Raw genomic sequence first — 26,069 nt, 5'->3', positions numbered from 1 at the left:
TTCAGAGGGGGTAAAAGGCGTATGTCGACGATCCGTCCGGTGTTCTACGTATCCGATGGAACCGGTATCACCGCTGAAACCATTGGGCATAGCCTCCTGACCCAGTTCTCCGGGTTCAGCTTCATCACCGATCGAATGTCGTTCATCGACGATCCGGAAAAGGCCCGTGAAGCGTGTGAAAGGATCCGCGCGGCGGGGGAGCGCTACCAGGTCCGGCCGATCGTGGTCAGTTCCTGCGTGGACAGCGGGCTGAGCATGATCCTGGCCGAGAGCGGCGGGCTGATGCTCGACGTGTTCGCCCCCTTCATCGAGCCGCTGGAGCGCGAACTGGCCGTGAACCGCCATTCCCGGGTGGGTCAGGCGCACGGCATGGTGGACTTCGAGACCTACCACCGCCGCATCAACGCGATGAACTTCGCGCTGACCCACGATGACGGCATCGCCATCAACTACGACGATGCCGACGTGATCCTGGTGGCGGTGTCGCGGGCCGGCAAGACCCCGACCTGCATCTACCTGGCCCTGCATTACGGAGTCCGCGCGGCCAACTACCCGCTGACCGACGAGGACCTGGAGCAGGATCGCCTGCCGGCCCGGCTGCGGCCCTACCGCAAGAAGCTGTTCGGGCTGACCATCGACCCGGACCGGCTGCAGCAGATCCGCCAGGAGCGCCGCCCGAACTCGCGCTATGCCAACCTGGAGACCTGCCGGCGCGAGGTCGCCGCGGCCGAGACCATGTTCCGGATGGAGCGCATTCCCACCCTGAGCACCACCCATACCTCGATCGAGGAGATCTCGAGCAAGGTGCTGACCACATTGGGGCTGCAGCGGGAGCTTTATTGAGCCACCGGGGTGTGGGGCGGACCCGCGGGCGCCCCTTTTGGCCGGTCCCTGCCGTCCCCACGTTAGATTCTTCAACGTGTAGGATCGACACATGGCCCAGGCATCGCCCCGCATCGAACGCATTCCCCGGCTCAGCCGCCTGAGCTGGCTGATGGGCCTGTATGCCGAGAATTACCGCCACCTGGTGCGGCTGTTCGAGCCGGCCGGGCTGGAACCGGGCAGTTACGTGTCCTCGGTGGGGGATGGCCTGGATGTGCGGCTTGACGTCATCGAATGCCACCCCTACACGGTCGAACTGCGCCTGACCTACGACTTCGCCGATCCGGTCACCGGCCAGCCCGACCCGTCGGCCTACGTGCGCCTGTACCGCGATGCGCGCCAGGCAGAGACCACCCACTGCTACGTGGGCCGGCGCTGGCAGGACGTGGTGGGCATGTACCCGCCGCCGGCCGAGCTGATCAGCCACCGCATGCGCATGAACACCTTCCTGGGCAAGTGGCTGGAATACCTGGCCGAGCGCGGCCATGGCGTGGCCACCCTGCGCCGCGACCGCGACGCGCTGCCGGCCCCGGCCGACACCCGCCGCGCCCAGGTGGCCGGCTGAGCGACCGGCCCGGCACGGATCGCGCATAATCGGCGATTGTGTCCTGCGAGCCGTTGCCTCCATGCCCTATACCCCGATCGTGGCCACCCTGGGCTACGTGCTGTCGCCCGATGGCCGCCAGGCCCTGATGATCCACCGCAACGCACGGCCGGGTGACCAGCACCTGGGCAAGTACAACGGGCTGGGCGGCAAGGTCGAGCGCGATGAGGACGTGGCCGCCGGCATGCGACGGGAAATCCTGGAGGAAGCCGGGATCGAGTGCGGCACCATGCGCATGCGCGGCACCATCAGCTGGCCGGGGTTCGGCAAGCACGGCGAAGACTGGTTCGGCTTCGTGTTCGTCATCGATGACTTCACCGGCACCCCGCTGACCTCCAACCCGGAAGGCACCCTGGAGTGGGTGGACGTGGACAAGCTGGAGACCCTGCCGCTGTGGGAGGGCGACCGCCAGTTCCTGCCGCTGGTGTTCGACGAGGACCCGCGCCCGTTCCATGGGGTGATGCCCTACCGCGACGGCACGATGCAGTCCTGGTCGTATACCCGGCTTTGACGATAGGCCCGGCTTATCCACAGGGGGTGTGGATGACCGGTGCGTAAGTTTGTGGATAACGCCCGGCAGCGACCAGCCCCCATGGCTGTCAAGATGGGTGGCGAAAAATTCGCCGCCGGTCAGCGTCGCGTGAGCACGGCGCGAAGGGCGGCGTCCGTGAAGGCTGTCGCGGTTCGGCCCGCTCGCGGTACTCTTTCGGCATTGCCGCCCACCGAGCTTCCATGAAACGTCACTTCACGATGCTGCGCGAGTTCCACCTGGCCGACTGGTTCACCCTGGCCAACGCGTTCTGCGGCACAGGTGCGGTGTTTGCGGCCATGCGCTACCTGCAGGACGGCGAGCGCAGCTACCTGCTGTTCGGCATGGCGCTGATCCCGCTGGCCTTCATCTTCGATGCGCTGGACGGGCGGATCGCGCGCTGGCGCAAGTCCAGTTCGACCCTGGGCCGCGAGCTGGACTCGCTGTCGGACGTGATCTCCTTCGGCGTGGCCCCGGCCGCGCTGGCGTATGCCTGTGGCATGCAGGGGGGCTGGGACTGGCTGGTGCTGAGCTATTTCGTCTGCTGCGGGGTAAGCCGCCTGGCCCGTTACAACGTGACCGCCGAAGCGCTGGCCGGCGAAGGCGACAAGGTGCCGTACTTCGAGGGCACCCCCATTCCGACCAGCCTGGCGCTGGTGGTGGTGCTGGCCATTGCCGCCAGCATGGGCGCGATCGGCCATGACCTGTGGCTCGGCCGCTGGCAGCTGGGTCCGTGGCAGCTGCACCCGCTGGTGCTGCTGTTCGCGCTGTCCGGTTCGCTGATGATCAGCAAGACCCTGCGCATTCCCAAGCCATGAGTACCGCGGGCGGCGGCCACGACGCAGGCGACTTCGAAGCGTTGGCCCGGCAGTACTTCAGCGCCTGGGGCGATGCCCTGCGGCATGCGGCGGTCCCGCCGGGTGGCGAACCCGCCGGCGCCGCGCCGGGCACCTGGCAGCAGACCATCGAAGGCTGGGCGCAGCTGATGTCCAACCCGGGCAACCGGCAGTCCGAAGACGCCGTGCACCGCTTCCGCGACCAGGCCGGCGGCTGGTACGGCACCATGCAGCAGGTGGCCGCGCGCTTCGCCGGCCAGGACAGCAGCAGCGCCGATATCGCCCAGGCGTGGCGCGAGGCCGTGGAGGGGCAGGGCGACGGCCTACTCAAGTGGATGCTGCAGGGCGCGCGTGGGCACACCCAGGCCGGCGGCCCCGACCTGCTGGCGCTGCTGGAGCGGCTGCAGCAGGACGTCGAGCCGTGGCTGCAGAGCCCCGCGTTCGGCCCCGGCCGCGAACACCAGGCCCGCTGGCAGGCGCTGCTGCGCGCCCAGCAGGAGTACCAGGGCCACGCCCGTGACTACGTGGACCAGATCAAGCAGGCGCTGGACGATGCGTTCGGCCTGTTCGAGCAGCGCCTTGCCGAGCATGAGCAGCCGGGCAACCAGCTGACCAGCGCGCGCGCGATGTTCGACCTGTGGATCGAGGCGGCCGAAGAGGCGTACGCCAAGGTCGCGATGTCCGAACCGTTCCAGCAGGTCTACGCCGCGCTGGGCAACGCACAGATGCGCCTGCGCGGCGCGGCCCAGCAGGAAGTGGAGCGGATCAGCGAGGCGTTCGGCCTGCCGACCCGCACCGAGATGGATGCCGCGCACCGGCGCATCACCGAACTGGAACGGCTGGTACGGCGCATGGCGGCAGCGGCGAAGCCCGCAGCGGACACGCCGGCAGGCAAGGCCACGAAAAAGGCCACGAAAAAATCCACGAAGAAGGCCGCGCCCACCCCGCGCGCGCGCAAGGCGGCGCCATGAAGGGACCGCTCGGTTTCAATGCCGAAGACCTGCTGCAGGAAACGCTGTCCATGCAGCGCAAGCTGATGGACGGCCTGAAATTGCTGCCGTCGGTGGAAGACGTGGATTACGGCGCCACCGCGCGCGAGGAAGTCTGGCGCGACGGCAAGGTCACGCTGTACCGCTTCGTGGGTGAGCAGGCGCCGGTGCAGCGCACCCCGCTGCTGATCGTCTATGCGCTGGTCAACCGCCCGTACATGGTGGACCTGCAGGCCGACCGCTCGCTGGTCCAGCGCCTGCTGGCGCTCGGGCACGACGTGTACGTGCTGGACTGGGGCTACCCGGACCGCTCCGAGCGCTACCAGACCCTGGAAGACTACCTGCTGCGCTATGTCGATGGTGCCGTCGACCACCTGGTCGCCGCCAACGATGGCGCGCCGGTGAACATGCTGGGCGTCTGCCAGGGCGGGGTGTTCGCGCTTTGCTATGCCGCGCTGCGCCAGCCCAAGCTGGCCAACCTGATCACCATGGTGACCCCGGTGGATTTCCAGACCCCGGACAACATGCTCTCGCACTGGGCGCGGCAGGTGGACGTGGACCTGCTGGTGGACACGCTGGGCAACATCCCGGCCGACCTGATGAATGCCAGCTACCTGATGCTCAAGCCGTTCCGGCTCAACATCCAGAAGTACGTGGGGCTGCTGGACATCCTCGACGACAAGGCCGCGCTGCAGGATTTCCTGCGCATGGAGAAGTGGATCTTCGATTCGCCCGACCTGGCCGGCGAGGCCTTCCGTGACTTCATCAAGCAGTTCTACCAGGGCAACGGCCTGATGCATGACGGGGTGACGATCGGCGAGGAGCATGTCGACCTGCGCCAGGTCACCCTGCCGGTGCTGAACATCTACGCCGAGCAGGATCACCTGGTGCCGCCGGATGCGTCGCGCGCGATGGGCGGGCGGATCGGCAGCACCGATTACACCGAAAGCAGCTTCCGCGGCGGCCATATCGGCATCTACGTCTCCGGCCGCGCCCAGCGCGAAGTGCCGGGGACCATTTCGACGTGGCTGGCGGAGCGCAGCTGATGGACGGCCGTTGGACCCTGGCACTCGTGGTCGCGCTAGGTGCCTTCAGTGGCAGCGTCACGGCAGCGCCCAGCGAGGTGGCCCGCCGCGAGATCGCCGCCCTGATCGGTGCGCTGGACGGTTCGTCCTGCCGTTTCCAGCGCAACGGCAGCTGGCATGATGCCGCCGAGGCGCGCGCGCACCTGCAGCGCAAGTACGAGTACCTGCTGAAGAAGGACAAGGTGGACAGCGCCGAGCAGTTCATCGAGCGGGCCGCCAGCCAGAGCAGCATCAGCGGCAAGCCGTACCGGATCGCCTGCCCGGGGCAGCCCGAGCAGACCGCGGCGGCATGGTTCGGCGCGCGCCTGCAGGCGCTGCGGCAGCCGCGCTGAACCGCGGCCCCCGGCCGGCACCTTTCAACGCATCGGCTACACACCCCCTGCGCTACCGTTCCCCCATCACCGCTGGAGGATCCCGCCATGAACACCACCGTTCCCCGCACGCTGTCGCGCTCGCTCAACGACCGCATGATTGCCGGGGTGATGGGCGGCATCGCCCACCGTTTCGGCTGGAGCCCGACCCTGCTGCGCGTCCTGTTCGTGCTGGTGTCGCTGGCCTCTGCCGCGTTCCCGGGCATCCTGGTGTATCTGGTGCTGTGGCTGCTGATCCCCAACGAGGCCGATTGAGCCTGCCGCCACTGGCGCTGCGCGCGCTGCAGGGGCTGGGGGCGGTGTGGACCGCGCCCAACACCCTGTTCGGCGTGCTGGGAGGGCTGGCCGGCATGCTGGCCGGCGCGCGCCCGTACTGGAGCCGGCGCGATTTCGCGCTGGTGTTCCGTGAGTACCCCTGGGGGCCGGGTGGGGCGATCACCCTGGGCAACGTCATCCTGCACACCGGCGCCAGCCTGGAGGTGCCCTGCCGCACTTATGCGCATCAGGCGGGGCACTGCACCGAACCGGTGATCGGCCTGCATGACCACGAGCGCGCCCACGTGTACCAGTACCTGGTGCTGGGGCCGCTCTACCTGCCGGTGTACCTGCTGTGCGGCGGGGTAAGCGCACGCAACCCGTTCGAGCGCGCGGCGGATCTGTACGCCTTGCACGGTCATGGCTGGTGGCCGTTAAGAAAACGGTGAGCAACGCGTCTACAACGCGACGTCATCTGTATGCAAACAAACGTCATTAGCCTCCTGACACACCAGTCAGGTTGGGCGCGCTACGCTGTGCGCCGAAGTACACGCATGACGTTTCTGGAGGAACACATCACATGGCAATCGTTCTTTATGTCGGTGGTAGCAAGGATGGCGACAAGGGCCTGGTGCCCCACGGCTTCACCAAATCACGCGCCGATACCGACATCGGCCCCGAGATCTACACCGAGCGCTTCATGGAGCTGCAGGGCCTGGGCAGGGTCCGGGTGATGGCGCTGGAATCCCTGCAGGACGAAGCGGTGAGGGTTCGCGCGGCCCGCCATTACCGGTAGATGCCGACCGTTGGTCGGCATGGGCATTTTTCGGGAATGTCAACGGGTTTCCCCCGCCGCCCTGCGTTGCCACAATCGGTGCTTTCCGCATAGTGGCTTCGGCCGGACGCAATGCCAGACCTCAAGCTCGCCCAGCAGATCGCCCAGACCATCGCCGATGAAATCGGTGCCCAGACTGCCCAGGCGCATGCCGCCATCGCCCTGCTCGACGAAGGCGCCAGCGTGCCGTTCATCGCCCGCTACCGCAAGGAAGTCACCGGCGGGCTGGACGACACCCAGCTGCGCAACCTGGAAAGCCGGCTGACCTACCTGCGCGAGCTGGAAGAGCGCCGCGCGGCGGTGCTGGCCAGCATCGACGAACAGGGCAAGCTCAGCGACGAACTGCGCAACGACATCCTGGGCGCGGACACCAAGTCGCGCCTGGAAGACCTGTACCTGCCGTACAAGCCCAAGCGCCGTACCCGCGCGCAGATCGCCCGCGAAGCCGGGCTGGAACCACTGGCTGACGGCCTGCTGGGCGACCCGGGGCTGGACCCGCAGGTGTTCGCCGCCGGCTTCGTCGACGCCGAGAAGGGCGTGGCCGACACCAAGGCCGCGCTGGAAGGCGCACGCGCGATCCTGATGGAGCGCTGGGGCGAAGACGCCGCGCTGGTCGGCGAACTGCGCGCCTGGCTGGGCGAGCACGGCGTGATCCGCGCGCGCGTGGCTGAAGGCAAGGAAGAGCAGGGCGCCAAGTATCGCGACTACTTCGAGCATGCCGAGGGGCTGGCGAAGATTCCCTCGCACCGCCTGCTGGCGCTGTTCCGCGCGCGCCGCGAGGACATCCTGTTCCTGGAACTGGACCCGGGCACCGATGCCGACGCCGGCCATGTGTATGCCGAAGGCCGCGTGGCGTTCAAGGCCGGGATCCGCGATGCCGGCCGCCCGGGCGACCGCTGGCTGCTCGACGCCTGCCGCCTGACCTGGCGCGCCAAGCTGCACATGCACCTGCTGCTGGACCTGTTCAACCAGGCCCGCGAAAAGGCCGAGGCAGAGGCCATCGCGGTGTTCGGTGACAACCTCAAGGACCTGCTGCTGGCGGCGCCGGCCGGGCCCAAGACCGTGCTCGGGCTGGACCCGGGCATCCGCACCGGCTGCAAGATCGCCGTGGTGGATGCCACCGGCAAGCTGGTCGCCACCGACACCATCTACCCGCACGAACCCCGCCGCCAGTGGGACCAGTCGCTGCAGACCATCAGACAGCTGTGCATGAAGCACAACGTGGAACTGATCGCGATCGGCAACGGCACCGCCAGCCGCGAAACCGACAAGCTGGCCGGTGAGGTGATCCAGGCACTGGGCGAAGCCAAGCTGCAGAAGATCGTGGTCAGCGAAGCCGGCGCCTCGGTGTACTCGGCCTCGGAGTTCGCGGCCAAGGAATTCCCGGACCTGGACGTGTCGATCCGTGGCGCGGTCTCCATTGCCCGCCGCCTGCAGGATCCGCTGGCCGAGCTGGTCAAGATCGAACCCAAGGCGATCGGCGTGGGCCAGTACCAGCACGACGTTGACCAGTACCGCCTGGCGCGCGCGCTGGATGCGCGCGTGGAAGACTGCGTCAACGCGGTGGGCGTGCACGTCAACACCGCCTCCGCGGCGCTGCTGTCGCGGGTCTCGGGGCTGTCCTCGACCGTGGCCGAGAACATCGTGCGCCACCGCGACGAGAACGGTCCGTTCAAGCGCCGCAAGGACCTGCTCAAGGTGCCGCGCCTGGGCGAAAAGACCTTCGAACAGTGCGCCGGCTTCCTGCGCATTGCCGACGGCGACCAGCCGCTGGATGCATCCTCGGTGCACCCGGAAGCGTATCCGGTGGTGGAGCGCATCGTGGCCGCCACCGCGCGCCCGATCAAGGCCCTGATCGGGGATGGCAGCTTCCTGCGCGGCCTGAAGGCCGAACAGTTCACCGACGCCACCTTCGGCGTGCCGACCGTGCGCGACATCCTCAAGGAACTGGAAAAGCCCGGTCGCGACCCGCGCCCGGAGTTCAAGGCCGCGCGCTTTGCCGAGGGCGTGGAGGAGATCAAGGACCTCAAGCCGGGCATGGTGCTGGAAGGCGTGGTCAGCAACGTGGCCGCGTTCGGCGCGTTCGTCGACATCGGCGTGCACCAGGACGGCCTGATCCACATTTCGGCGCTGTCCGACACCTACGTGAAGGACCCGCGCGACGTGGTCAAGGCCGGCGACATCGTCAAGGTGAAGGTGCTGGAGGTCGATGTGGCCCGCAAGCGCATCGCCCTGACCCGGCGCCTGGATGACAGCCCGGCCCCGGCCAAGGCCCCCGGCGAGCGCGATGCGCGCCCGGCCGGTGGTGGTCGGCGCGATGGCGGTGGTGCCCGGCAGGGCGGTCGTGGCCCGGCCCCCGGCCCGCGCCCGGGCAGCAGTGCGCCGCCGGCCAACAACGCCCTGGCCGACGCCTTTGCGCGGGCCAAGCGCGGGGACTGAAGGGCCCATCCCGTTTCCCGTTGAATGCCGGTACGCTAGGCGGGGAGCGGGAGGCCAGATGACAGATCAGCGGGCGGGGCAATGCGGTCCAGGCCAGTGCGAAGGCGCCACCCGTGGCGCCTTCGGGGTGGCCGCATGAAACCCATGCCGCCTCCGACCGATGCACTGCAGGAGGCGTCCGAACAGCGGCGCCGCCTGGAAATGATCATCGACGGCACCGCGATGGGCACCTGGGAGTGGAACTGCCAGACCGGTGCCATGCGGGTCAACGAGCGCTGGGCGCAGATCGTCGGCTACACCCGCGACGAACTGGCGCCCATCACGCCGGAGACCTTCTTCCGGCTGGTCCACCCCGATGACCTGGCCCAATCCAACGCGCTGCTGCGCGAGCATCTGGAAGGGCGCTCCCCGCATTACGACAGCCTGTGCCGGATGCGCCACAAGGAAGGGCGCTGGATCTGGGTACAGGACCGCGGGCGCGTCTACGAATGGGATGCGCATGGCCAGCCGCTGTGGATGGCGGGCGCGCATGCCGATGTCAGCGACCTGCAGAACGCGCTCGAAGATGCGGCGGACATGCGCCAGCGGCTGCAGGCCGTGGTCGATGCCTCAGATGAGGTGGCGGTGATCGCCACCGATCCCGACGGCGTGGTCAACCTGTTCAACAGCGGCGCGCAGAAGCTGCTGGGTTACCACCCGGACGAGGTGATCGGCCGGGTCAACCCGGGGTTGTTCCATGAAGTACACGAGATGGAGGACTACCTGCGCCCGCTGGCCGATGCCGATGGCCGGGTGCCGACCATCTTCGAGGCGCTGACCACGCGCGCCGCGCACGGGACCTGGTCGCACCAGTGGACCTTCGTGCGCAAGGATGGCGAACACCGCCAGGTGCGGCTGTCGATCAGCCCGCTCGACTCGGGCAACGGCCAGCGCCTGGGCTACGTGGGCATGGCGGTGGACCTCACCCCGTTGCTGGAAATGCGCGAGCAGGCGTACGTGGCCGCGGAGAAATTCGCCGGTGCGTTTTCCTCTGCGGCGCTGGGCATGGCGCTGGTCTCGCTGGAAGGGCGCTGGCTGGACGTCAATGACGCGCTGTGCGGCATCCTGGGCTACACCCGCGCCGAACTGCTGGAGATCGACTTCCAGACCCTGACCCATCCCGACGACCTGCATACCGACCTGACCCTGGTGGGCGACCTGCTGGCCGGTCGCCGCGACCACTACCACATGGACAAACGTTACCTGGGCAAGGGCGGCAACGTGGTGTGGGGCCGGCTGTCGGTATCGCTGGTGCGTGCGCCACACGGCGAGCCGCTGCATTTCGTCTCGCAGATCCAGGACGTCACCGCGCAGCGTTTCAGTGGCCAGCAGCTGCGCGAATCGGAGCAGCGCACCCGGGTGACCCTCGATGCGGTGGCCGACATGGTGCTCACCCTCGACCTGGAAGGGCACATCCAGTACGCCAATGCGGCCGCCACGCGCGCGCTGGCGGGCGAGGGGGCCGCGCCGGTCACCGGCAGCCAGGTCCAGGACGTGATGGAACTGACCACCGAGTACGCGCCGCGCTCGCCGCTGGACCTGGCCGTGCTGCTGGATGCGGAGAGCAACGCGGTGGACCTGCATTCGGACCTGCTGTTGTCAGTGGGGGCCCAGCTGCTGCCGGTGGACCTGACCCGGGCCTGGCTGCAGGGCGGCGACGGGCAGGTCAGCGGCGCGGTGTGGGTGATTCGTGACGTCACCCAGCAGCGCGCCCGCCAGCGCGAAGCCCGGCACCTGGCCGAGGTGGACCCGCTGACCGAGCTGAGCAACCGGCGTGGCTTCGAAGCGCACCTGCAGGAGGCCATCACCCGGGTGGCCCGGACCGGGCAGTCGGCCTCGCTGATGTTCATCGACCTGGACAACTTCAAGCCGATCAACGACAGCCACGGCCACCTGGCCGGGGATGCCATGCTGTGGGCGGTCGCCACGGTGCTCCGGCATGGCGTGCGCGATTCGGACATCGTGGCGCGCCTGGGCGGCGACGAATTCGCGGTGATCCTGGCCGGTTGTTCGCTCCGCCGCGCGCGGCGCATTGCCAGTGACCTGCTCGAAGCGGTGCGCAACCTGAGCGTGCCGTGGGGCGTGGAACGCCTGGTGGTCGGCACTAGCATCGGCATCGCCGCGATCGGCGGCCACATGAGCGTGGATGCGGCCGTGGCCGCGGCCGATGCGCAGTGCTACCGGGCCAAGGCGCTGGGCAAGAACAACGTGCAGGTGGAAGCGCCCGTGCATGGAGGGCCGGATCCGCTGGATGTCGATGGCGACATCGACCTGGACAGCAGAGAGGGCGGACCGGGCTGAACCGGTCAGTATTTTGCCGGCCCGCAGCGGCCTGGTTTTCTCAAGCGCAGCCACATGCGGCCGATACCCTGATCCCGGCAGCGGTACACGCATTATCTGGCGATATATACATACGCCACTGAATGGAATGTGGGCGGGCTCCGGCTACAAAAGCGGGACGCGCTTTGCATTATTACGGGAGTATCCGGTGCAGGCGCCGTGCGATGGAGTGTCGGACAGTCCCCACCGTCCAGACACCCCATCGCGAGGCGGGCTAATTCTTACTGTCGCGGTTTCCATGCCGCTACGTAAAGTTAGCCAAATTCGCCGGATTCGTGCATGACCAATTGCTGTTCACGCCTCCTGTTCATGTGAAGTAGAGTGGGCCCGACGGTTCACTCAATATATTCAGATTATGCCTTCGCTGATTTACCCGGACTTTGAGGCGTATTCCAATTCCATCAACGGAATCGACGGCGAGATGCGCATTGCCGGTCGTGGCGACGGCGCCTGGTCGCTGAATATGCTCGACCTTGATGGCGTGATTCTGCTGCACGGGATGGATGGCGCCCCGGTGCTGTATCGCGGCGCGCCGCACGCGGGGCGATTCGGGGTGTACCTGTCCCTGCCGGGCAGCCAGACCGCGCTGGATGGGCAGCGGGTCGGCGAGGACGGCTTCACCTGGCTGGCGCCGCAGGTGGAGGTGCATGGTTTCAGCCAGGTGCCCGCGCGGTTCCTGGCAATCGACTTCGCCGAGCACGTCCTGATGGAACAGGTCGCGCAGGTCGATGGACTGGAGCCCGCCTGGCTGTACCGCACGGGCAACATCACCGCCACCGCGCCGATGGTGGGGCGGATCGGGGCGTTGATCCAGCGGGCGTTCGACGTGCACCAAGGCAGCCCAGACGCGTTCGCGCAGCCGGGCGCGCGCGGATCCTTCGTCAACCAGCTGGTGGCTGCGGTGCTGCAGTGCCACCTGCTGGCGGGGCATGGGCAGGCACCGGCCAAGCGCGGGCGCCCGCCGCTGTCGCGCCGGGAGATCGTGCGGCGCGGCATTGCGCATATCCAGCGCAGCCTGCGCGGGGAGGCGGCGTTCGCGGACATTCCGTTCGCGGTGGGCGCCTCGCAGCGCTCGCTCAACCGGGCGTTCGACGACCTGTTCGGGATGGCGCCGCACCAGTTCTATCTGGTCGAGCGCCTGCATGCGATCCGCGCTGCGCTGCGCTCGGCCACCCCGGGCGACACCGTGACGGGGATCTGCTCGCGCTTTGGCGTGTGGGACCTGGGCCGGATGGCCGCGCAGTACGCGCGGATGTTCGATGCGCAGCCGGCACAGGAGTTGTCCCGGGCACTGGCTGGAAAACCGGCTGCCGCCCTGGCGGGTACCGGGCGGCGGCGTTGACGCACCACCGCCCTAAAGTTTCTCCCGCGCAGACCGCTAAAAGGAGTGCAGATGGAAACGATCTGCCCCACGGAAGGGACGTCATCCCCATGACGGTCTTCGTGAGTCCCCAAGCGTTCTGCGTACTACATCGGGCATAGGGCCCGGCGTAGCCCATTGAGCTTGTTGGAACCGAGGAAACAACGATGTCCATCGCAGCCGTACAGCCGCCGGCGTCCGCTCGCCCTGGCGCATCCGCACCGTCCTTGCTGCGCTCGCTGGGTGCGCTGGCGTTCTCGCCGCGTGCCACGCAGCAGGCGGCCGTGGCCCTTGCCCAGCGCAACGCCGCGCTGGAAGCCCAGGTGGCCGCGCTGCACCGCGTGCAGGCGGTGATCGAATTCGACCTGGAGGGCACCATCCTCGAGGCCAATGCAAACTTCCTGCAGACCCTGGGCTATACGCTGGAGGAAATCCGCGGACGCCACCATTCCATGTTCGTCGATCCCGAGCATGTGCGCAGCACGACCTACCGCGACTTCTGGGCGCGGCTGGGCAAGGGCGAGTTCGATGCGGGTCAGTACCGTCGCATCGGCAAGGGCGGGCGCGAAGTCTGGATCCAGGCGTCCTACAACCCGGTGTTCGACAGCAGCGGCAAGCCCTTCAAGGTGGTCAAGTTCGCCACCGACATCACCGCCCAGCAGATGCAGGCGGCCGATTTCGCCGGGCAGCTGGCCGCCATCAATACGTCGCAGGCGGTGATCGAATTCGGCCTGGACGGTCGCATCCTGTCGGCCAACGAGAACTTCCTGGCGGCGACGGGCTATACGCTGGACGAGATCCGCGGGCAGCACCATTCGATGTTCGCCGAGCCGGACTACGCCCGCAGCGATGCGTATCGCCAGTTCTGGCAGAAACTCGGCCGTGGCGAGTACGACGCTGGCCAGTACCGGCGGCTGGGCAAGGGCGGGCGCGAGATCTGGATCCAGGCGTCCTACAACCCGATCTTCGACATGAACGGCCGGCCGTTCAAGGTGGTCAAGTACGCGACCGACGTCACCGCGCAGGTGCGTGATGCACAGGCGCTGGCCAGTGCGGTTGCGCAGACCCGTGAAGTGGTATCCGCGGCACAGGCGGGTGACCTGAGCAGGCGCATCGATGCGGGCGACGCGACCGGCGCCATCGCCGAGCTGTGCGCGGGCGTCAATGCCATGGTGGCCACCATGGGCAGCATGATCGGCCAGATCCGCGTGGCCGCCGACGCCGTGGCGCTCGGTGCCAGCGAGATCGCCGTGGGCAATACGGATCTGTCCCAACGCACCGAGCAGCAGGCGGCCTCGCTGGAGGAAACGGCGGTGTCGCTGCAGGGATTGACCAGCACGGTGCGGCAGAGCGCCGATAATGCCCGCCAGGCCAGCCAGCTTGCCGGCGGTGCGGTGGACGTGGCCGCGCAGGGTGGCAAGGTGGTCAGCGAGGTGGTGACCACCATGGCGCTCATCAACGCTTCCTCGCGCCGCATCGTCGACATCATCAGCGTGATCGACGGCATCGCCTTCCAGACCAACATCCTGGCCCTCAACGCGGCGGTGGAAGCGGCGCGCGCCGGCGAACATGGGCGCGGCTTTGCGGTGGTGGCCGGCGAGATCCGTTCGCTGTCGCAGCGTTCGGCCAGCGCCGCCAAGGAGATCAAGCAGCTGATCGATGATTCGGTGGACCGCGTCGGCACGGGCACCGCCCAGGTCGAGAGCGCCGGGCGCACCATGGAAGAGATCGTGGAGAGCGTGAAGCGGGTGGATGACCTGATCGCGCGGATCAGCACCGGTGCGCAGCAGCAGAGCGAAAGCATCATGCAGATCAACCAGGCGGTGGAGCACATCGACCAGAGCACGCAGCAGAATGCCGCGCTGGTGGAAGAGGCGTCGGCCGCCGCGCGCAGCATGGAAGAGCAGGCCACCCAGCTGCTGCAGACGGTGGCGGCGTTCCGGGTCGACGGGTCGGTGGCGCAGGTGCTGCGCCAGGTGGCGCAGTCGAGCGCCCCGGGTGGACCGGCCGTGCTGCGGCTGGTCTGAGCGGGCCCCAAAGCAAAAGGCCAGATCTTTCGATCTGGCCTTTTGGATTCCATGGTGCCGAAGGTGGGACTCGAACCCACACGCTTTTAAGGGCGGCGGATTTTGAGTCCGCTGCGTCTACCGATTCCGCCACTTCGGCTGGCTGGCCGCGTAGTGTATACAAACCTCGCCGGATTGGGGAGGTCTGAATCATTCAGTCGGACCCGGACCTTCATTTTTCCGCGACGCTATACTCATTGCGCTGAACCATACAGGGAACGGTGATGAGCGCGTTGCAGGGTCTGCGGGTACTGGTGGTGGAAAACGACGCGATGAGCGCGTCGTTGCTGGAGATGCAGCTGATGCACGCGGGCGCGGTGATGATCGGGCCGGCGTCGTCGGTGGCCGAGGCGCTGCGCCTGATCGAGGAGGCTGCGCCGCAGATCGTGCTTCTGGACTACCGCCTGGCCAATCACGAGACCAGTGACCCGGTCGCCGATGCGCTGACCGCGCTCGGCATTCCCTTCGTTGTTGCCACTGGCATGGCGCACTTCCAGCTGCCGGAGGCATTCCGGGCGGGCAGGGTGCTGACCAAGCCCTATCTGACCGCAGAGTTGAACCAGGCGCTGACCGCCGCGCTGCAGGGTCACGCCGCTTCGGCGTAATCCAGCTCGACCGGTTCGCGGTCGTCCAGGATGCGGTACAGCGCGGCCAAGTCCTGCGGATCTGGATTCAGCCACGCATCCAGGTGTTCGCGCCGGATCGGCACGATGCAGCGGTCATGGCCGGCGGCGGCCACGTCGCGCGGGGGTTCGTCGGTGATGGCGGCGAACGAGAGCAGGCGGCCTTCGGGGCCTTCCCATTCCGACCACAGGCAGGCGATCAGCAGGTCGCGCGGCGGCTGCGGGCGGAACTCGAGCACCACGTTCTGCGGATTTTCGCCCGGTGCCAGGGTGCGCTGTTCAAGCGCATGGCGCGGGACGTGTTCGTAGAACGATTGCACCACCACCACGCCATGATGGTGGCCGAACGCGTTCTTCCAGTACGCCTCGAGGCTGTCGCGGCGGGCGTTGTAGGTGCCGGGATAGAGCGCATCGTTGCGTGCGGGCTTGTCGGGCAGGCGGCACTGGTAGCGCATCGGCTTGATCACGCGCTGGCCGTGTTCGGACACGATCACCGGGGCGTACACGCCGGGAAAGATGCGGCTGTCGCGTGGCAGCAGGCCGGTGCGGTGCAGGTCGGCCAGGCGCGCCTGGGCACGGTCCACGCGGTTGCCGGCAATGCGGATGTCGTTGCGGGCCTTCTGGGTGGGGCGGTGCGCCAGGCTTTCCTCAGCCTGCTTCCGGCGTGCGGTCTGGACGCGGATTTCCTCGTCCAGCGCCTGCATTTCTTCGGCGTGCCATTGCTGGATCTTCGCCACGATATCCTGGCCCTGCGCGGTGCGCGCACCGGCAAAGCCGTCGTCCATGGCCTTGGGTGTCTTGGGGCGCTGTTTGCCGGCGTCATGGGCATAGAGCTGGGCGAATTCGTCCAGCGAAATGGCGGCGCCGAACTCACGAACCAGTTTGGTGTAGTCGGCGCGGATCTGGGCGGAATAGCACATGGGCCTGGACCGGAGGCATCAAACGATGGTTGATACGCTACCAAACAAAAAGCCCCGGCATTGCCGGGGCTTTCTGCGTTGTATTGGCGTCCCCACGGGGATTCGAACCCCGGTCGCCACCGTGAAAGGGTGATGTCCTAGGCCTCTAGACGATGGGGACGCACGAAAACTTGAATTTTAATGCCGCACCCATCCGATCGGCCTAATGACCGGATGTTGGTGGAGCCAGGCGGGATCGAACCGCCGACCTCCTGCATGCCATGCAGGCGCTCTCCCAGCTGAGCTATGGCCCCACGTTGATGCTGCGAGCCGCCTATCATATCGGTGTTTTCCGAAAAGGGAAACACTTTTTTCGGCGGATACAAAAAACCCCGGCATTGCCGGGGTCTTCTGCGTTTGATTGGCGTCCCCACGGGGATTCGAACCCCGGTCGCCACCGTGAAAGGGTGATGTCCTAGGCCTCTAGACGATGGGGACGCACGAAACTTTGAATTTTGCTTCTGTCGGACGGCCTATGTCCGGAGAAGTGGTGGAGCCAGGCGGGATCGAACCGCCGACCTCCTGCATGCCATGCAGGCGCTCTCCCAGCTGAGCTATGGCCCCACGTTGTTGCTGCTAGCCGACCATCTTAGCGTTGAATTGCCTGAATGGCCAGCCTTACACCGGTTGATGAGTGGCGTCCCCACGGGGATTCGAACCCCGGTCGCCACCGTGAAAGGGTGATGTCCTAGGCCTCTAGACGATGGGGACGCATGAACTCATCAATGTTTCCAACACCTCCGAACGGCCTAAGGTCCGGAGTGGTGGAGCCAGGCGGGATCGAACCGCCGACCTCCTGCATGCCATGCAGGCGCTCTCCCAGCTGAGCTATGGCCCCACGATGCTGGAGGCGGAATTCTACGCGTGTGAAGACGATTCGCCAAGTGTTTTTGTGCAGTTTTCTTACAGCAAGAGCGAAAGCTGGAGCGAAAGCCTTGGTGTGCTGGGATGGTCGCGTGGGGCCGGCGGGTGTGGGGGTACGGGGGGCGCCGTGAACCCATCCCTGGGGGCTCTTACCAAACATCCATGTTTGGTAAAGCCCCCGTACCCCCACACCCGCCGACCCCTCCACGTTTGGCCGGTGGCCAAGGAAGATCAAAGGCCGGCGTCGATGACTTACACGCGTTACCGGATGTTGGTGCGGTGCATGCGGTCGTTCGGGAATCGACCCTACCTTCCGCGCACGCGATCCGTGGGGGAGGCAGGCGGGTAGCCCCTGTAGGGACTGTCAAAAACATGGGTTCGGCGCATGCGCCGGACGGGTTGGGCAGGACGCCCAACCCCGGCCTTGCCGTGTACGCAGGACTGCGTACACGCGCAAGTTTTTGCCAAGCCTACAAGGACGTACTTGCGGCGTGTCCCGGAAGGGGCTGCCCGACTGCCTCCCGGCTCGCAGCAACTGAAACGCCGCTCTGCTCTTGATGTGATGAAGCACAAAAACAAAAAGCCCCGACAGAAGTCAGGGCTTTTTGTTTTGTAACTGGCGTCCCCACGGGGATTCGAACCCCGGTCGCCACCGTGAAAGGGTGATGTCCTAGGCCTCTAGACGATGGGGACGCACTTAAACCTTGAATTGTGTTCACTACCTTCCGATCGGCCTAATGATCGGAGTGGTGGAGCCAGGCGGGATCGAACCGCCGACCTCCTGCATGCCATGCAGGCGCTCTCCCAGCTGAGCTATGGCCCCACGTCGTGAGGAGCGAGATCATAGCGATGCTGTTTTCGATTGGCAAGAAAAAAGTGTCATGACGTGGACAATCGTTGGTGGCGAAGACGCAGTGCATTGCTGATCACCGACACCGAACTGAGGCTCATCGCCACTGCCGCCAGCATCGGCGACATCGTGATGCCGAGTGGATACAGCACACCGGCCGCCACCGGAATGCCCAGGCCGTTGTAGAGGAACGCAAAGCCCAGGTTCTGCCGCATGTTGCGCACGCTCGCGGAAGACAGCTGGCGTGCGCGCAGGATGCCGCGCAGGTCGCCCTTGACCAGCGTCACCTGCGCGCTGGACATCGCCACGTCCGTGCCATTGCCCATCGCGATGCCGACGTTGGCGCTCGCCAGGGCGGGTGCATCGTTGATGCCGTCGCCGGCCATCGCTACCGTGCGGCCCTGGGCCTGCAGCGTGCGGATCAGTTCGGCCTTGTCCGCAGGGCGCATTTCACCGTGTACCTCGTCCAGGCCCAGCTCGCGCGCTACCGCTTCAGCGGTGGCCGTGCCGTCGCCGGTGGCCATCACGATGCGCAACCCATCGCGGCGCAGCTGTGCGATGGCTTCGGCGGTGGAGGCCTTGATCGGATCGGCCACGGCGATCAGCCCGGCCAGCGCGCCGTCGACGGCCAGGAACATCACGCTGGCTGCCGCCTGGCGCAGCCGTTCGGCATCGGTGTGCAGGGGCTGCAGGGAGATGCCGTGGTCGCCCATCAATGCCGCGTTGCCGAGCAGCAGTGCCTTGCCTTCAACAGTGCCACGCACGCCCAGGCCCGTGAGCGAATCGAAGTCCTCCACCGATGCGAGCGCACGCCCACGGCTGCGCGCTTCGCTGACAATCGCCGCCGCCAGCGGGTGTTCGCTGCCCTGGTCCAGGCTGGCCGCCCAGTGCAGCACGTCGTCGGCGTCGAATCCGGGCACTGCCCGCACGTCGCGGAACGCGGGCCGGCCTTCGGTCAGCGTGCCGGTCTTGTCCACCACCAGCGTATCCACGCCACGCAGCGCTTCGATCGCCTCGGCGTCGCGGAACAGGACGCCGTGCTGGGCCGCGCGGCCCGTGGCGACCATGATGGTCATCGGCGTGGCCAGGCCCAGGGCGCAGGGGCAGGCGATGATGAGTACCGCCACCGCACTGAGCACTGCGTGCGTCCACGACGGTTCGGGTCCGAACAGGCCCCAGCCGAAGAGGGTCAGCACGGCCACGCCCAGCACCGCCAGCACGAACCAGTAGGCGACCTTGTCGGCCATCCGCTGCATCGGCGCACGCGAACGCTGCGCCTGCGCCACCAACTGCACGATCTGCGCCAGCATGCTGTCCTCGCCCAGCCGCTCGGCGCGGATCACCAGGCTGCCGGTGCCGTTGAGGGTGGCGCCGATGACGGTGTCGCCCACGGCCTTGGCCATCGGTACCGCTTCGCCGGTCAGCATCGACTCGTCCACGGTGGAGCGACCTTCCAGCACGCTGCCATCCACCGGCACCGTTTCACCGGGGCGCACCCGCAGGCGGTCGCCGGGCTGCAGGGCGGTGATGTCCACGTCTTCCTCGTGCCCGTCGTCACGCAGCACCCGCGCGGTTTTCGGGGCCAGCCCCAGCAGTGCCTTGATTGCCGCCGAGGTCTGGGCACGGGCGCGCAGTTCCATCAGCTGGCCGAGCAGGGTGAGCGAGATGATCACCGCCGCCGCTTCGAAATACACGCCGACGTGGCCGTGCTGCTGGAAGGATGGCGGGAACAGGCCGGGCGCGAGCGTCGCCACCACGCTGTAGCCGTACGCGGCCAGCACGCCGGTGCCGATCAGCGTCCACATGTTCGGGCTGCGGTTGCGGATGGACTGCGCCCAGCGCTGCACGAACGGCCAGCCCGCCCACAACACCACCGGCGTGGCCAGCACCAGCTCGATCCACACCCGCACATCCGGCGGCACGCCGTGAAGCAGCGGGGTCATCGCCAGCATCGCCAGCGCCATGGTGGCGATGCTCAGCGGCAGGCTCCACCAGAAGCGCCGGCGGAAGTCGGTCAGTTCGGGATTTTCGCCCTCGTCCAGGCTGGGCATCATCGGTTCCAGCGCCATGCCGCAGATGGGGCAGGTGCCAGGGCCTTCCTGCACGATCTCCGGATCCATCGGGCAGGTGTAGAGCGTGCCGGCCGGCACCGGTTCGGCGATGTGCGAGGCCGGATCCAGGTAGCGCTGCGGCTCGGCGATGAACTTCCGCCGGCAGCCGTCGCTGCAGAAGTGGTAGTCGCTGCCGGCATGCCGGGCATGGTGGGCGGTGGTGGCTGGGTTCACGTCCATGCCGCAGACCACGTCCTTGACCGTGTTGCCCGCCGTGGCGCCGGCGCTGCTGCCGTGCGCGGCGCAGCAGCTGCCTTTCGATGTGGTCATTGGCGCGGCTCCGTCAGTGCGCCCAGGATCGGGCACTGTTCCAGGCCACCGTGGCCAGGGCAGGCATCCACCAGCTGTTCCAGCGCGGCATGCATGCGCTGCAGCTCCGCAACGCGCTGCTCGATGTCCTGCAGCTTGAGTACCGCCGCCTCGCGGACCTGGGCCATGTCCTGGCCGCGCTGGTCGCTCAGGGCGAGCAGCTCGCCGATTTCTTCCAGGGTGAAGCCCAGCGCCTTTGCGCGGCGGATGAAGCGCAGGCGGGTCAGGTCGGTGTCGTTGAAGACCCGGTAGCCGCCGGCACTGCGCTGGGCAGTGGGCAACAGATGCTGGCGCTCGTAGTAGCGCACGGTGTCGATGGGCACGCCGGCCTGGCGTGCAAGTTGTCCAATGTTCACGGCGACCTCTCTGGGGAGCAGGGGCCCAGTGTGAACCCTGGAGTCTGGTCAAGAGTCAAGGGTTTGCCGCAAAGCAGTTGCGTGTCGTTACCGGGCCGGATTTGCAACTTGTTTCATAGCTGCCATGGGAGGCGCTCCGTACGCTCCATTGGAATCGCCGTCAGGCCTTGATCCAGCAGGGTTTGGCGGTCTCAGCAGCCGTTCCAGGAGCGCCGCCATGGATGCACTTCCCCCCTCTTCTTCGCCATCCCCCAAACCCACGTCACCGACCCTGATGGAAGTGGCCGTGCTCGAGTACCCCGGCAGCCTGCGTGCTGCCGCGCCGGTGCTGTCCGAACTTGCCCAGCGCTGCAACCGCACCGCTGCGGCCGGCAAACGCACGGGCGCGCGCATGCTGGTGACCCGCTGGACGCTGTCCACGCGCGGGCATGGCATGCAGCGGGTGGCCGGCGCCGAGCTGTTCGGCGATACCCCGCCGGCGGTGATCGTGGTGCCGGGCAACGAGCCCAGCTGGCCGCTGATGCAGGCCGACGAACGCATGCTGACCTGGCTGCGCGACTGCCATGATGCGGGCAGCCTGCTGGCGGGCTGCGAAGAGGGCGGGCTGCTGCTGGCCTCGGCGGGGGTGATGAGCGGGCGCTCGGTCAGCGTCCCGGATCTGTCGCGCTGCCCGTCGCTGGCGGCGGTGGTGCCGAGCTGGCAGCCGAGCGAGCGCGCGCTGGTGGACGACGGCGACCTGATGACCGCCTCCGGCCCCGATGCATGGAAGTACCTCAGCCTGCGGCTGCTGGCACGCATCTACGGGCAGAGTGTGATGAGCGCGGCCATCCAGCAGTTGCAGCTGGTCATTCCACGCGGCGTGCAGGAAGACCTGGAGCGTTTCAGTCCGAACTTCGCCCATGGCGACCGCGGCATCCTCAAGGCGCAGCGCTGGCTGCACAGCATCGCCGCGCGCGGCGTGACCCTGCAGGACATCTGCGATGCGGCCGGGCTGGAGCCGCGCACGCTGCAGCGGCGCTTCCTCAAGGCCACCGGCCTGCGCCCGATTGCCTACTGCCAGCGGCTGCGCATCGCCAAGGCGCAACTGCTGCTGCAGGCCGGTGGTGCCGTCGATGAGGTGTCCTGGGCGGTGGGCTATTCCGACCAGAGTGCGTTCCGCCGCCTGTTCCTGCGCATCGTGGGGGTCACCCCGGCGCGCTACCGTCGGCAGATCTTCGCGCAGCGGCGCGAGCGTCCCCGCGGCCCGCTGGCGCAGCTGCAGGGTGAACCGCTGCGCCCAGCGGCCTGATGCGTTGCAGGGCAGTGGCTGCAGGGTCAGGCAGATACGTCTACCCTGTGGAACATTCGCCGTTCGCGTGCATTCCAGGAGTTGCCATGTTGTTGAAGACCTCGCCCGTGCTGGGCTCCGTGCTGACCGCGGCATTGCTGTTGGCAATCGCCGGCTGCAGCCAGGCACAGCAAAGCCCGTCCGCACCGAAGGCGGCGGCCAAGCCGGCGTCCTCGGCGGCTGCCAACCGGCCCGCGGTGCTGCAGGGCATCGAGAAGCAGGGCTTCGAGGTGATCGGCGAGTTTGACGCCCCCGGCGGCCTGCGTGGCTTTGCCGGCGTGGTGGGTGGACAGCAACCGGCGGCGGCCTATGTCACGGCCGACGGCAAAAACGTGATGGTGGGCACGCTCTTCAATGAGAAGGGCGAGGATGTCGGCGCGGCGCCGCTGGACAAGCTGGTGGCCAAGCCGATGTCGGACCGGATCTGGAAGCGCCTCGATGGCAGTGCATGGGTGCGCGATGGCCGCGCCGATGCCCCGCGCGTGGTCTACACCTTCAGTGACGCCAACTGCCCGTACTGCCATCGCTTCTGGGAGGCGGCACGGCCGTGGGTGGACAGCGGCAAGGTGCAGCTTCGCCACGTCATGGTCGGTGTGATCCGCGAGGACAGCCCGGCAAAGGCCGCCGCGATCCTGGGCGCACCCAATCCCAGTGCCGTGTTCCTGCAGAACGAGCATGACTTCAGCAAGGGTGGTATCAAGCCGGCCGCGACGATCACGCCGGCGCTTGCCAACAAGCTCGACGCCAACCAGGTGCTGATGGTGGAACTGGGCTTCCAGGGGACCCCCGGGATTCTGTTCCACGATGCGCAGGGCATGGTGCAGCGCGTGTCCGGCATGCCGCAGGGCGAGGACATGGAAAAGGTGATGGGCCCGCGTTGATCTGAATCAAGGTCCACATCCATGCGCGCAGCCACACTGCGCGCATGGTTCCTGACAGCGTTCCCGTTGCGTTACTGTCGCGTCATCGTGGCGACGCACGAACTTCACGACACACTCACTTCCGACTTGTTACTCAGGGCCTTGGCGTGCGCAGCTACTGCGCGTCACCCGGGATGAGGAGGGAATCCCACGCGGGTGCACTGCCGATGGCAGTACGGCGACTGCAACATGTCGCCGGGTTCACTGCGGTCGTCGTTCTCCTGCGGAGCAGTACCGGGTTGCCGTTGTCGGCGGTGCGCATGAGCGCTGCGGCCAGCGGCAGTATCGTCTGCAGTTCAGGGAGGACGTGATGCGTTGCTCTGTCGTGCTGCTGTTCTCTGCCCTGGCGCTGGCCGCGATGCCGGTCAACGCGCAGGATTCCGCCGACGCCCTGCGCCAGGATATCCGCACCCTTCGGCAGACGCTGGAGGCGATGGAAAAGCGCCTGGATGCGCTGGAAACCGCTGAAGGCCGCGCGCCTGCGCAGCGCCCTGGAGTGACCACGGTTGCGCCCACGGCGATCACGCCATCGGCCACGTTGCCGTATGCGTCCACCACGCAGGTGCCGGGCACCGGGCAGGCGATCCTGCCGCCACGCGATTCGGTGGCCGATCCGTCGTCGGCCGCCTCGCGCCCCGACAGTGCGGCCGGCCCGACCGACCCGGAGCTGAAAGGTTTCCTGGCCATCCCCAACACCGACACGCTGATCCGCATTGGCGGCTACGCCAAGCTTGATGCGATCGTGGATACGCGCGCGGCGGGGGACGAGGACCAGTTCGTGACCTCGACCATTCCGGTGGGCAGCCCTCACCGGGACGTGTCCAACTTCAACCTGCATGCCAAGCAGACCCGCTTCAGCTTCGAAGCGCGCCGCCCGACCAGTCGCGGCAACCTGCGCTTCTACCTGGAGAACGACTTCTTCGGCAGCAGTGATGGCTACCAGTTCCGGCTGCGGCATGCCTATGGGCAGCTCGGCAACACCTACGCCGGCTATGGCTACGCCACCTTCATGGATGCCGACAGCCTGCCCGACACGCTGGACTTCGCCGGCCCGGGCGGCGCCGGCTACCTGCTGGTGGCCGGCATCCACCACAGTTTCGCGATGGGCAAGGGCAACACGCTGACCGTGGCCGCCGAAGACCCCGACGCACAACTGGCCGGTACCACCGATGCGACCGTGGCCGCGAACCGGCTGCCGGATGTGACCGTCACCGCGCGCATGGAACGCGACTGGGGCCACCTGCAGCTGGGCGGCGTGGCGCGCAGCCTGGGCTACGACGGTGACCAGCGCGACGACCGCCGCTTCGGCGGCGGCGTCCAGCTCAGCGGATCCGCGTCGGTGGGCGAACAGGACCTGCTGTTGTTCGGCGCACTCGGCGGCAAGGGCCTGAGCCGCTACACCGCCGATCTCACCGGTTCGGACCTGGATGCGGTGATCGGCGCGGATGGACGCCTGCATGCGCTGTCACTGCAGGGCGGCTTCGTGGGGTACACGCACTACTGGTCGCCGATGTGGCGCTCCAACCTGATCTACGGCCAGCTCACGATGGCGCGCAACGCCGAGCTTGCGGCAGATGCATTCCGCCAGAGCCGATACGGAGTTTTCAACCTGATCTGGAGCCCGGCGCCGTCGTGGACGATGGGCATGGAAGTGCTGTACGGGCAACTGGAACAGCAGGACGGACAACGCGCCGACACGGTGCGGGTGCAGGGCAGCCTGCAATACAACTTCATCAAGTAGCGGAGAGACCGTCATGGCGCAAGCTAAGAAGATCGGGGTTGTGGGTGCCACGTTCCTGGTGGCCGGCAACATGATGGGCTCGGGCGTGTTCCTGCTGCCCTCCAGCCTGGCCAAGATCGGCACCGCCTCCATCTGGGGCTGGCTGGTCACCACCGCCGGCGCGCTGCTGCTGGCCTTCGTGTTCGCCAAACTGGGCAAGCTGGCGCCCATGGCGGGCGGCCCGTATGCCTACGCGCGCGACTGGTTCGGGCCGTACATGGGCTTCCAGACCAACACCATCTACTGGTTCGCCAACTGGATCGGCAACGTGGCCATCCCGATCGCGGCGGTGGGCTACTTCAGTTACTTCTTCCCGATCCTGTCCCAGCCGATACCGCGCTGCATCGCGGTGCTCGCGCTGGTATGGGCGCTGAGTTTCGCCAACGTGATCGGCCCGGCCTTCGTCAGCCGGCTGCAGACGGTGACCACCAGTTTCGCGCTGGTGCCGATCCTGGGCATTGCCATCTTCGGCTGGTTCTTCTTCGACCCGGCCATCTTCAAGGGCGCCTACAACGTGTCGGGCGAATCCAACTTCGGCGCGATCTCAAGCGCCGCAGCACTGACGCTGTGGGCCTTCATCGGGGTGGAGTCGGCCTCGGTCACGGCCGGGGTGGTGGAAAACCCGGAGAAGAACGTGGCGCGCGCCACCCTGGCCGGCGTGTTCCTGGCGGCGGTGGCGTACATCGCCAGTTCGTCGGTGATCATGGGCATGGTACCCAACGGCGACCTTCAGGTATCCGATGCACCGTTCGCACTGGCAGCAGCCAACGCTGTGGGCGGCTGGGGTGGGGCGCTGGTAAGCCTGTGCGCCTTCGTCGGCGCGGCCGGTTCGCTGGGCGGCTGGATCCTGCTGACCGCGCAGAGCGCCAAGGCGGCATCTGATGACGGGCTGTTCCCGAGCATCTTCAGCAAGACCAACAAGGATGACGTGCCGGTCAAGGGCGTGCTGATCGTGGCGGTGCTGATGACGCTGGCCGTGCTGCTCACCTCGACCTCGGAAACCGCTTCGGCGCAGTTCGATGTGATCACCTCGGCAGCAGTGGTGCTGACCCTGCTGCCCTACATCTATTCCTGCGTGGCCTGCTACTTCGTGGTCGAGCGCTCGCACACCCTGGTGCATACCGGTGCGTTCTGGTTCCTGACCAGCATCACCGTCGTGTACTGCCTGTGGGCGATCTTCGGCTCGTCCGGCAGCATCGTGCAGTACGCCTTCCTGTTCGTGCTGTTCATCACGGTGTTCTACCCGTTCTTCAGCGAGGAGCGCCGCCGCCAGCGCGGCCAGCTGCCGCCGCTGGACAGCACCGCCAGCACGAAGCTTTCGTGACCTTCCCCCAGGAGAA

The 26,069-nt window shown here is 67.2% G+C and carries 22 protein-coding genes and 9 tRNA genes; 19 read left to right on the top strand and 12 right to left on the bottom strand.

Going from position 1 to position 26,069, the window contains the following annotated elements; genetic code table 11:
- Positions 1-21: 21 nt before the first annotated feature.
- The 14 genes from ppsR (at position 22) to NMB40_RS10145 (ending at position 14,591) form a co-directional block, all read left to right on the top strand.
- A complete protein-coding gene (ppsR, locus tag NMB40_RS10210; protein WP_068852678.1) occupies positions 22-843 on the top strand; it encodes a posphoenolpyruvate synthetase regulatory kinase/phosphorylase PpsR in 822 nt (273 codons plus the stop codon).
- Between the two features lie 91 nt (positions 844-934).
- A complete protein-coding gene (locus NMB40_RS10205) occupies positions 935-1,447 on the top strand; it encodes a DUF1249 domain-containing protein (RefSeq protein ID WP_282247888.1) in 513 nt (170 codons plus the stop codon).
- Between the two features lie 61 nt (positions 1,448-1,508).
- Positions 1,509-1,997 (top strand): NUDIX hydrolase, encoded by a 489-nt coding sequence (locus tag NMB40_RS10200; RefSeq protein WP_093535964.1) that lies wholly within the window; start codon positions 1,509-1,511, stop codon positions 1,995-1,997.
- A gap of 221 nt (positions 1,998-2,218) precedes the next feature.
- The gene (locus NMB40_RS10195; protein ID WP_282247885.1) at positions 2,219-2,833 is read left to right on the top strand and encodes a CDP-alcohol phosphatidyltransferase family protein; all 615 of its coding nucleotides are present in this window, start codon (positions 2,219-2,221) and stop codon (positions 2,831-2,833) included.
- On the top strand, positions 2,830-3,822 hold the full coding sequence (phaE, locus tag NMB40_RS10190; protein WP_494360949.1) for a class III poly(R)-hydroxyalkanoic acid synthase subunit PhaE: 993 nt from the start codon (positions 2,830-2,832) through the stop codon (positions 3,820-3,822). Before NMB40_RS10195 ends, phaE begins: the two co-directional genes overlap by 4 nt.
- Complete coding sequence (phaC, locus tag NMB40_RS10185) at positions 3,819-4,886, top strand: class III poly(R)-hydroxyalkanoic acid synthase subunit PhaC (protein WP_494360948.1); 1,068 nt, start codon at positions 3,819-3,821, stop codon at positions 4,884-4,886. Before phaE ends, phaC begins: the two co-directional genes overlap by 4 nt.
- Positions 4,886-5,257: a YfeK family protein gene (locus tag NMB40_RS10180; RefSeq protein ID WP_494360947.1), complete on the top strand. Its 372-nt coding sequence runs from the start codon at positions 4,886-4,888 to the stop codon at positions 5,255-5,257. Before phaC ends, NMB40_RS10180 begins: the two co-directional genes overlap by 1 nt.
- 87 nt (positions 5,258-5,344) lie before the next feature.
- Entirely contained in the window at positions 5,345-5,551 is a 207-nt protein-coding gene (locus tag NMB40_RS10175) for a PspC domain-containing protein (RefSeq protein ID WP_282247881.1), read from the top strand.
- On the top strand, positions 5,548-6,000 hold the full coding sequence (locus tag NMB40_RS10170) for a hypothetical protein (protein WP_494360946.1): 453 nt from the start codon (positions 5,548-5,550) through the stop codon (positions 5,998-6,000). The genes NMB40_RS10175 and NMB40_RS10170 overlap by 4 nt, the downstream gene beginning before the upstream one ends.
- 131 nt (positions 6,001-6,131) lie before the next feature.
- Positions 6,132-6,347, top strand: a complete 216-nt coding sequence (locus tag NMB40_RS10165) for a hypothetical protein (protein ID WP_494360945.1) — start codon at positions 6,132-6,134, stop codon at positions 6,345-6,347.
- Positions 6,348-6,458: 111 nt separating this feature from the next.
- A complete protein-coding gene (locus NMB40_RS10160) occupies positions 6,459-8,825 on the top strand; it encodes a Tex family protein (RefSeq protein ID WP_494360944.1) in 2,367 nt (788 codons plus the stop codon).
- Between the two features lie 144 nt (positions 8,826-8,969).
- Positions 8,970-11,165 carry a PAS domain S-box protein gene (locus NMB40_RS10155; RefSeq protein ID WP_494360943.1) on the top strand — a complete coding sequence of 732 codons (2,196 nt, stop codon included), beginning with the start codon at positions 8,970-8,972 and terminating at the stop codon, positions 11,163-11,165.
- Positions 11,166-11,559: 394 nt separating this feature from the next.
- Positions 11,560-12,546: a helix-turn-helix domain-containing protein gene (locus NMB40_RS10150; RefSeq protein WP_494360942.1), complete on the top strand. Its 987-nt coding sequence runs from the start codon at positions 11,560-11,562 to the stop codon at positions 12,544-12,546.
- A 185-nt stretch (positions 12,547-12,731) separates the two neighbouring features.
- Positions 12,732-14,591, top strand: a complete 1,860-nt coding sequence (locus NMB40_RS10145) for a methyl-accepting chemotaxis protein (RefSeq protein WP_494360941.1) — start codon at positions 12,732-12,734, stop codon at positions 14,589-14,591.
- 52 nt (positions 14,592-14,643) lie between these two features.
- Here the strand turns inward: NMB40_RS10145 and NMB40_RS10140 are convergent.
- Positions 14,644-14,730: transfer RNA gene (locus NMB40_RS10140), tRNA-Leu, on the bottom strand.
- 124 nt (positions 14,731-14,854) lie between these two features.
- Between NMB40_RS10140 and NMB40_RS10135 the strand changes: the two genes are divergently transcribed.
- Complete coding sequence (locus NMB40_RS10135; RefSeq protein ID WP_494360940.1) at positions 14,855-15,235, top strand: response regulator; 381 nt, start codon at positions 14,855-14,857, stop codon at positions 15,233-15,235.
- On the opposite strand, the gene NMB40_RS10130 is transcribed toward NMB40_RS10135, so the two are convergent.
- The 11 genes from NMB40_RS10130 to NMB40_RS10080 all read right to left on the bottom strand — a co-directional run bounded on the left by NMB40_RS10130 (position 15,217) and on the right by NMB40_RS10080 (position 20,702).
- Positions 15,217-16,173: an SOS response-associated peptidase family protein gene (locus tag NMB40_RS10130; RefSeq protein ID WP_494360939.1), complete on the bottom strand. Its 957-nt coding sequence runs from the start codon at positions 16,171-16,173 to the stop codon at positions 15,217-15,219. The two genes, NMB40_RS10135 and NMB40_RS10130, sit on opposite strands and share 19 nt — an antisense overlap.
- 84 nt (positions 16,174-16,257) lie before the next feature.
- A tRNA-Glu gene (locus tag NMB40_RS10125) sits at positions 16,258-16,333 on the bottom strand.
- A gap of 57 nt (positions 16,334-16,390) precedes the next feature.
- Positions 16,391-16,466 (bottom strand) — tRNA-Ala (locus NMB40_RS10120).
- A gap of 108 nt (positions 16,467-16,574) precedes the next feature.
- A tRNA-Glu gene (locus NMB40_RS10115) sits at positions 16,575-16,650 on the bottom strand.
- 50 nt (positions 16,651-16,700) lie between these two features.
- A tRNA-Ala gene (locus NMB40_RS10110) sits at positions 16,701-16,776 on the bottom strand.
- A gap of 71 nt (positions 16,777-16,847) precedes the next feature.
- Positions 16,848-16,923: transfer RNA gene (locus NMB40_RS10105), tRNA-Glu, on the bottom strand.
- 51 nt (positions 16,924-16,974) lie between these two features.
- A tRNA-Ala gene (locus tag NMB40_RS10100) sits at positions 16,975-17,050 on the bottom strand.
- 643 nt (positions 17,051-17,693) lie between these two features.
- A tRNA-Glu gene (locus tag NMB40_RS10095) sits at positions 17,694-17,769 on the bottom strand.
- Positions 17,770-17,823: 54 nt separating this feature from the next.
- Positions 17,824-17,899 (bottom strand) — tRNA-Ala (locus NMB40_RS10090).
- A gap of 56 nt (positions 17,900-17,955) precedes the next feature.
- On the bottom strand, positions 17,956-20,307 hold the full coding sequence (locus NMB40_RS10085; RefSeq protein WP_494360938.1) for a heavy metal translocating P-type ATPase: 2,352 nt from the start codon (positions 20,305-20,307) through the stop codon (positions 17,956-17,958).
- Entirely contained in the window at positions 20,304-20,702 is a 399-nt protein-coding gene (locus NMB40_RS10080; protein WP_282248390.1) for a heavy metal-responsive transcriptional regulator, read from the bottom strand. Before NMB40_RS10080 ends, NMB40_RS10085 begins: the two co-directional genes overlap by 4 nt.
- 217 nt (positions 20,703-20,919) lie before the next feature.
- Between NMB40_RS10080 and NMB40_RS10075 the strand changes: the two genes are divergently transcribed.
- The 4 genes from NMB40_RS10075 (at position 20,920) to adiC (ending at position 26,053) form a co-directional block, all read left to right on the top strand.
- Positions 20,920-21,990 carry a GlxA family transcriptional regulator gene (locus tag NMB40_RS10075; protein ID WP_448142959.1) on the top strand — a complete coding sequence of 357 codons (1,071 nt, stop codon included), beginning with the start codon at positions 20,920-20,922 and terminating at the stop codon, positions 21,988-21,990.
- Positions 21,991-22,076: 86 nt separating this feature from the next.
- Positions 22,077-22,910: a thiol:disulfide interchange protein DsbG gene (dsbG, locus tag NMB40_RS10070; protein WP_494360937.1), complete on the top strand. Its 834-nt coding sequence runs from the start codon at positions 22,077-22,079 to the stop codon at positions 22,908-22,910.
- Positions 22,911-23,259: 349 nt separating this feature from the next.
- Complete coding sequence (locus NMB40_RS10065) at positions 23,260-24,690, top strand: DcaP family trimeric outer membrane transporter (RefSeq protein WP_494360936.1); 1,431 nt, start codon at positions 23,260-23,262, stop codon at positions 24,688-24,690.
- A gap of 13 nt (positions 24,691-24,703) precedes the next feature.
- Positions 24,704-26,053 carry an arginine/agmatine antiporter gene (adiC, locus tag NMB40_RS10060; protein WP_282246558.1) on the top strand — a complete coding sequence of 450 codons (1,350 nt, stop codon included), beginning with the start codon at positions 24,704-24,706 and terminating at the stop codon, positions 26,051-26,053.
- Positions 26,054-26,069: the final 16 nt, after the last annotated feature.

The sequence above is a fragment of the Stenotrophomonas sp. FBCC-B152 genome, from assembly GCF_059134105.1.
The sequence above is the reverse complement of the archived record's forward strand: the minus strand, read 5'-3'. Positions and strand labels throughout refer to the sequence as shown.

Excerpts from the sequence above, each read along its gene's own strand:
- NMB40_RS10130 (WP_494360939.1), bottom strand. The coding sequence starts at position 16,173 with ATGTGCTATTCCGCCCAGATCCGCGCCGACTACACCAAACTGGTTCGT.
- NMB40_RS10205 (WP_282247888.1), top strand. The coding sequence starts at position 935 with ATGGCCCAGGCATCGCCCCGCATCGAACGCATTCCCCGGCTCAGCCGC.
- NMB40_RS10180 (WP_494360947.1), top strand. The coding sequence starts at position 4,886 with ATGGACGGCCGTTGGACCCTGGCACTCGTGGTCGCGCTAGGTGCCTTC.
- NMB40_RS10075 (WP_448142959.1), top strand. The coding sequence starts at position 20,920 with ATGGATGCACTTCCCCCCTCTTCTTCGCCATCCCCCAAACCCACGTCA.
- NMB40_RS10085 (WP_494360938.1), bottom strand. The coding sequence starts at position 20,307 with ATGACCACATCGAAAGGCAGCTGCTGCGCCGCGCACGGCAGCAGCGCC.
- adiC (WP_282246558.1), top strand. The coding sequence starts at position 24,704 with ATGGCGCAAGCTAAGAAGATCGGGGTTGTGGGTGCCACGTTCCTGGTG.
- NMB40_RS10150 (WP_494360942.1), top strand. The coding sequence starts at position 11,560 with ATGCCTTCGCTGATTTACCCGGACTTTGAGGCGTATTCCAATTCCATC.
- ppsR (WP_068852678.1), top strand. The coding sequence starts at position 22 with ATGTCGACGATCCGTCCGGTGTTCTACGTATCCGATGGAACCGGTATC.
- NMB40_RS10200 (WP_093535964.1), top strand. The coding sequence starts at position 1,509 with ATGCCCTATACCCCGATCGTGGCCACCCTGGGCTACGTGCTGTCGCCC.
- NMB40_RS10145 (WP_494360941.1), top strand. The coding sequence starts at position 12,732 with ATGTCCATCGCAGCCGTACAGCCGCCGGCGTCCGCTCGCCCTGGCGCA.
- NMB40_RS10135 (WP_494360940.1), top strand. The coding sequence starts at position 14,855 with ATGAGCGCGTTGCAGGGTCTGCGGGTACTGGTGGTGGAAAACGACGCG.
- NMB40_RS10195 (WP_282247885.1), top strand. The coding sequence starts at position 2,219 with ATGAAACGTCACTTCACGATGCTGCGCGAGTTCCACCTGGCCGACTGG.
- dsbG (WP_494360937.1), top strand. The coding sequence starts at position 22,077 with ATGTTGTTGAAGACCTCGCCCGTGCTGGGCTCCGTGCTGACCGCGGCA.
- NMB40_RS10065 (WP_494360936.1), top strand. The coding sequence starts at position 23,260 with ATGCGTTGCTCTGTCGTGCTGCTGTTCTCTGCCCTGGCGCTGGCCGCG.
- phaC (WP_494360948.1), top strand. The coding sequence starts at position 3,819 with ATGAAGGGACCGCTCGGTTTCAATGCCGAAGACCTGCTGCAGGAAACG.
- NMB40_RS10160 (WP_494360944.1), top strand. The coding sequence starts at position 6,459 with ATGCCAGACCTCAAGCTCGCCCAGCAGATCGCCCAGACCATCGCCGAT.
- NMB40_RS10175 (WP_282247881.1), top strand. The coding sequence starts at position 5,345 with ATGAACACCACCGTTCCCCGCACGCTGTCGCGCTCGCTCAACGACCGC.
- NMB40_RS10165 (WP_494360945.1), top strand. The coding sequence starts at position 6,132 with ATGGCAATCGTTCTTTATGTCGGTGGTAGCAAGGATGGCGACAAGGGC.
- NMB40_RS10155 (WP_494360943.1), top strand. The coding sequence starts at position 8,970 with ATGCCGCCTCCGACCGATGCACTGCAGGAGGCGTCCGAACAGCGGCGC.
- phaE (WP_494360949.1), top strand. The coding sequence starts at position 2,830 with ATGAGTACCGCGGGCGGCGGCCACGACGCAGGCGACTTCGAAGCGTTG.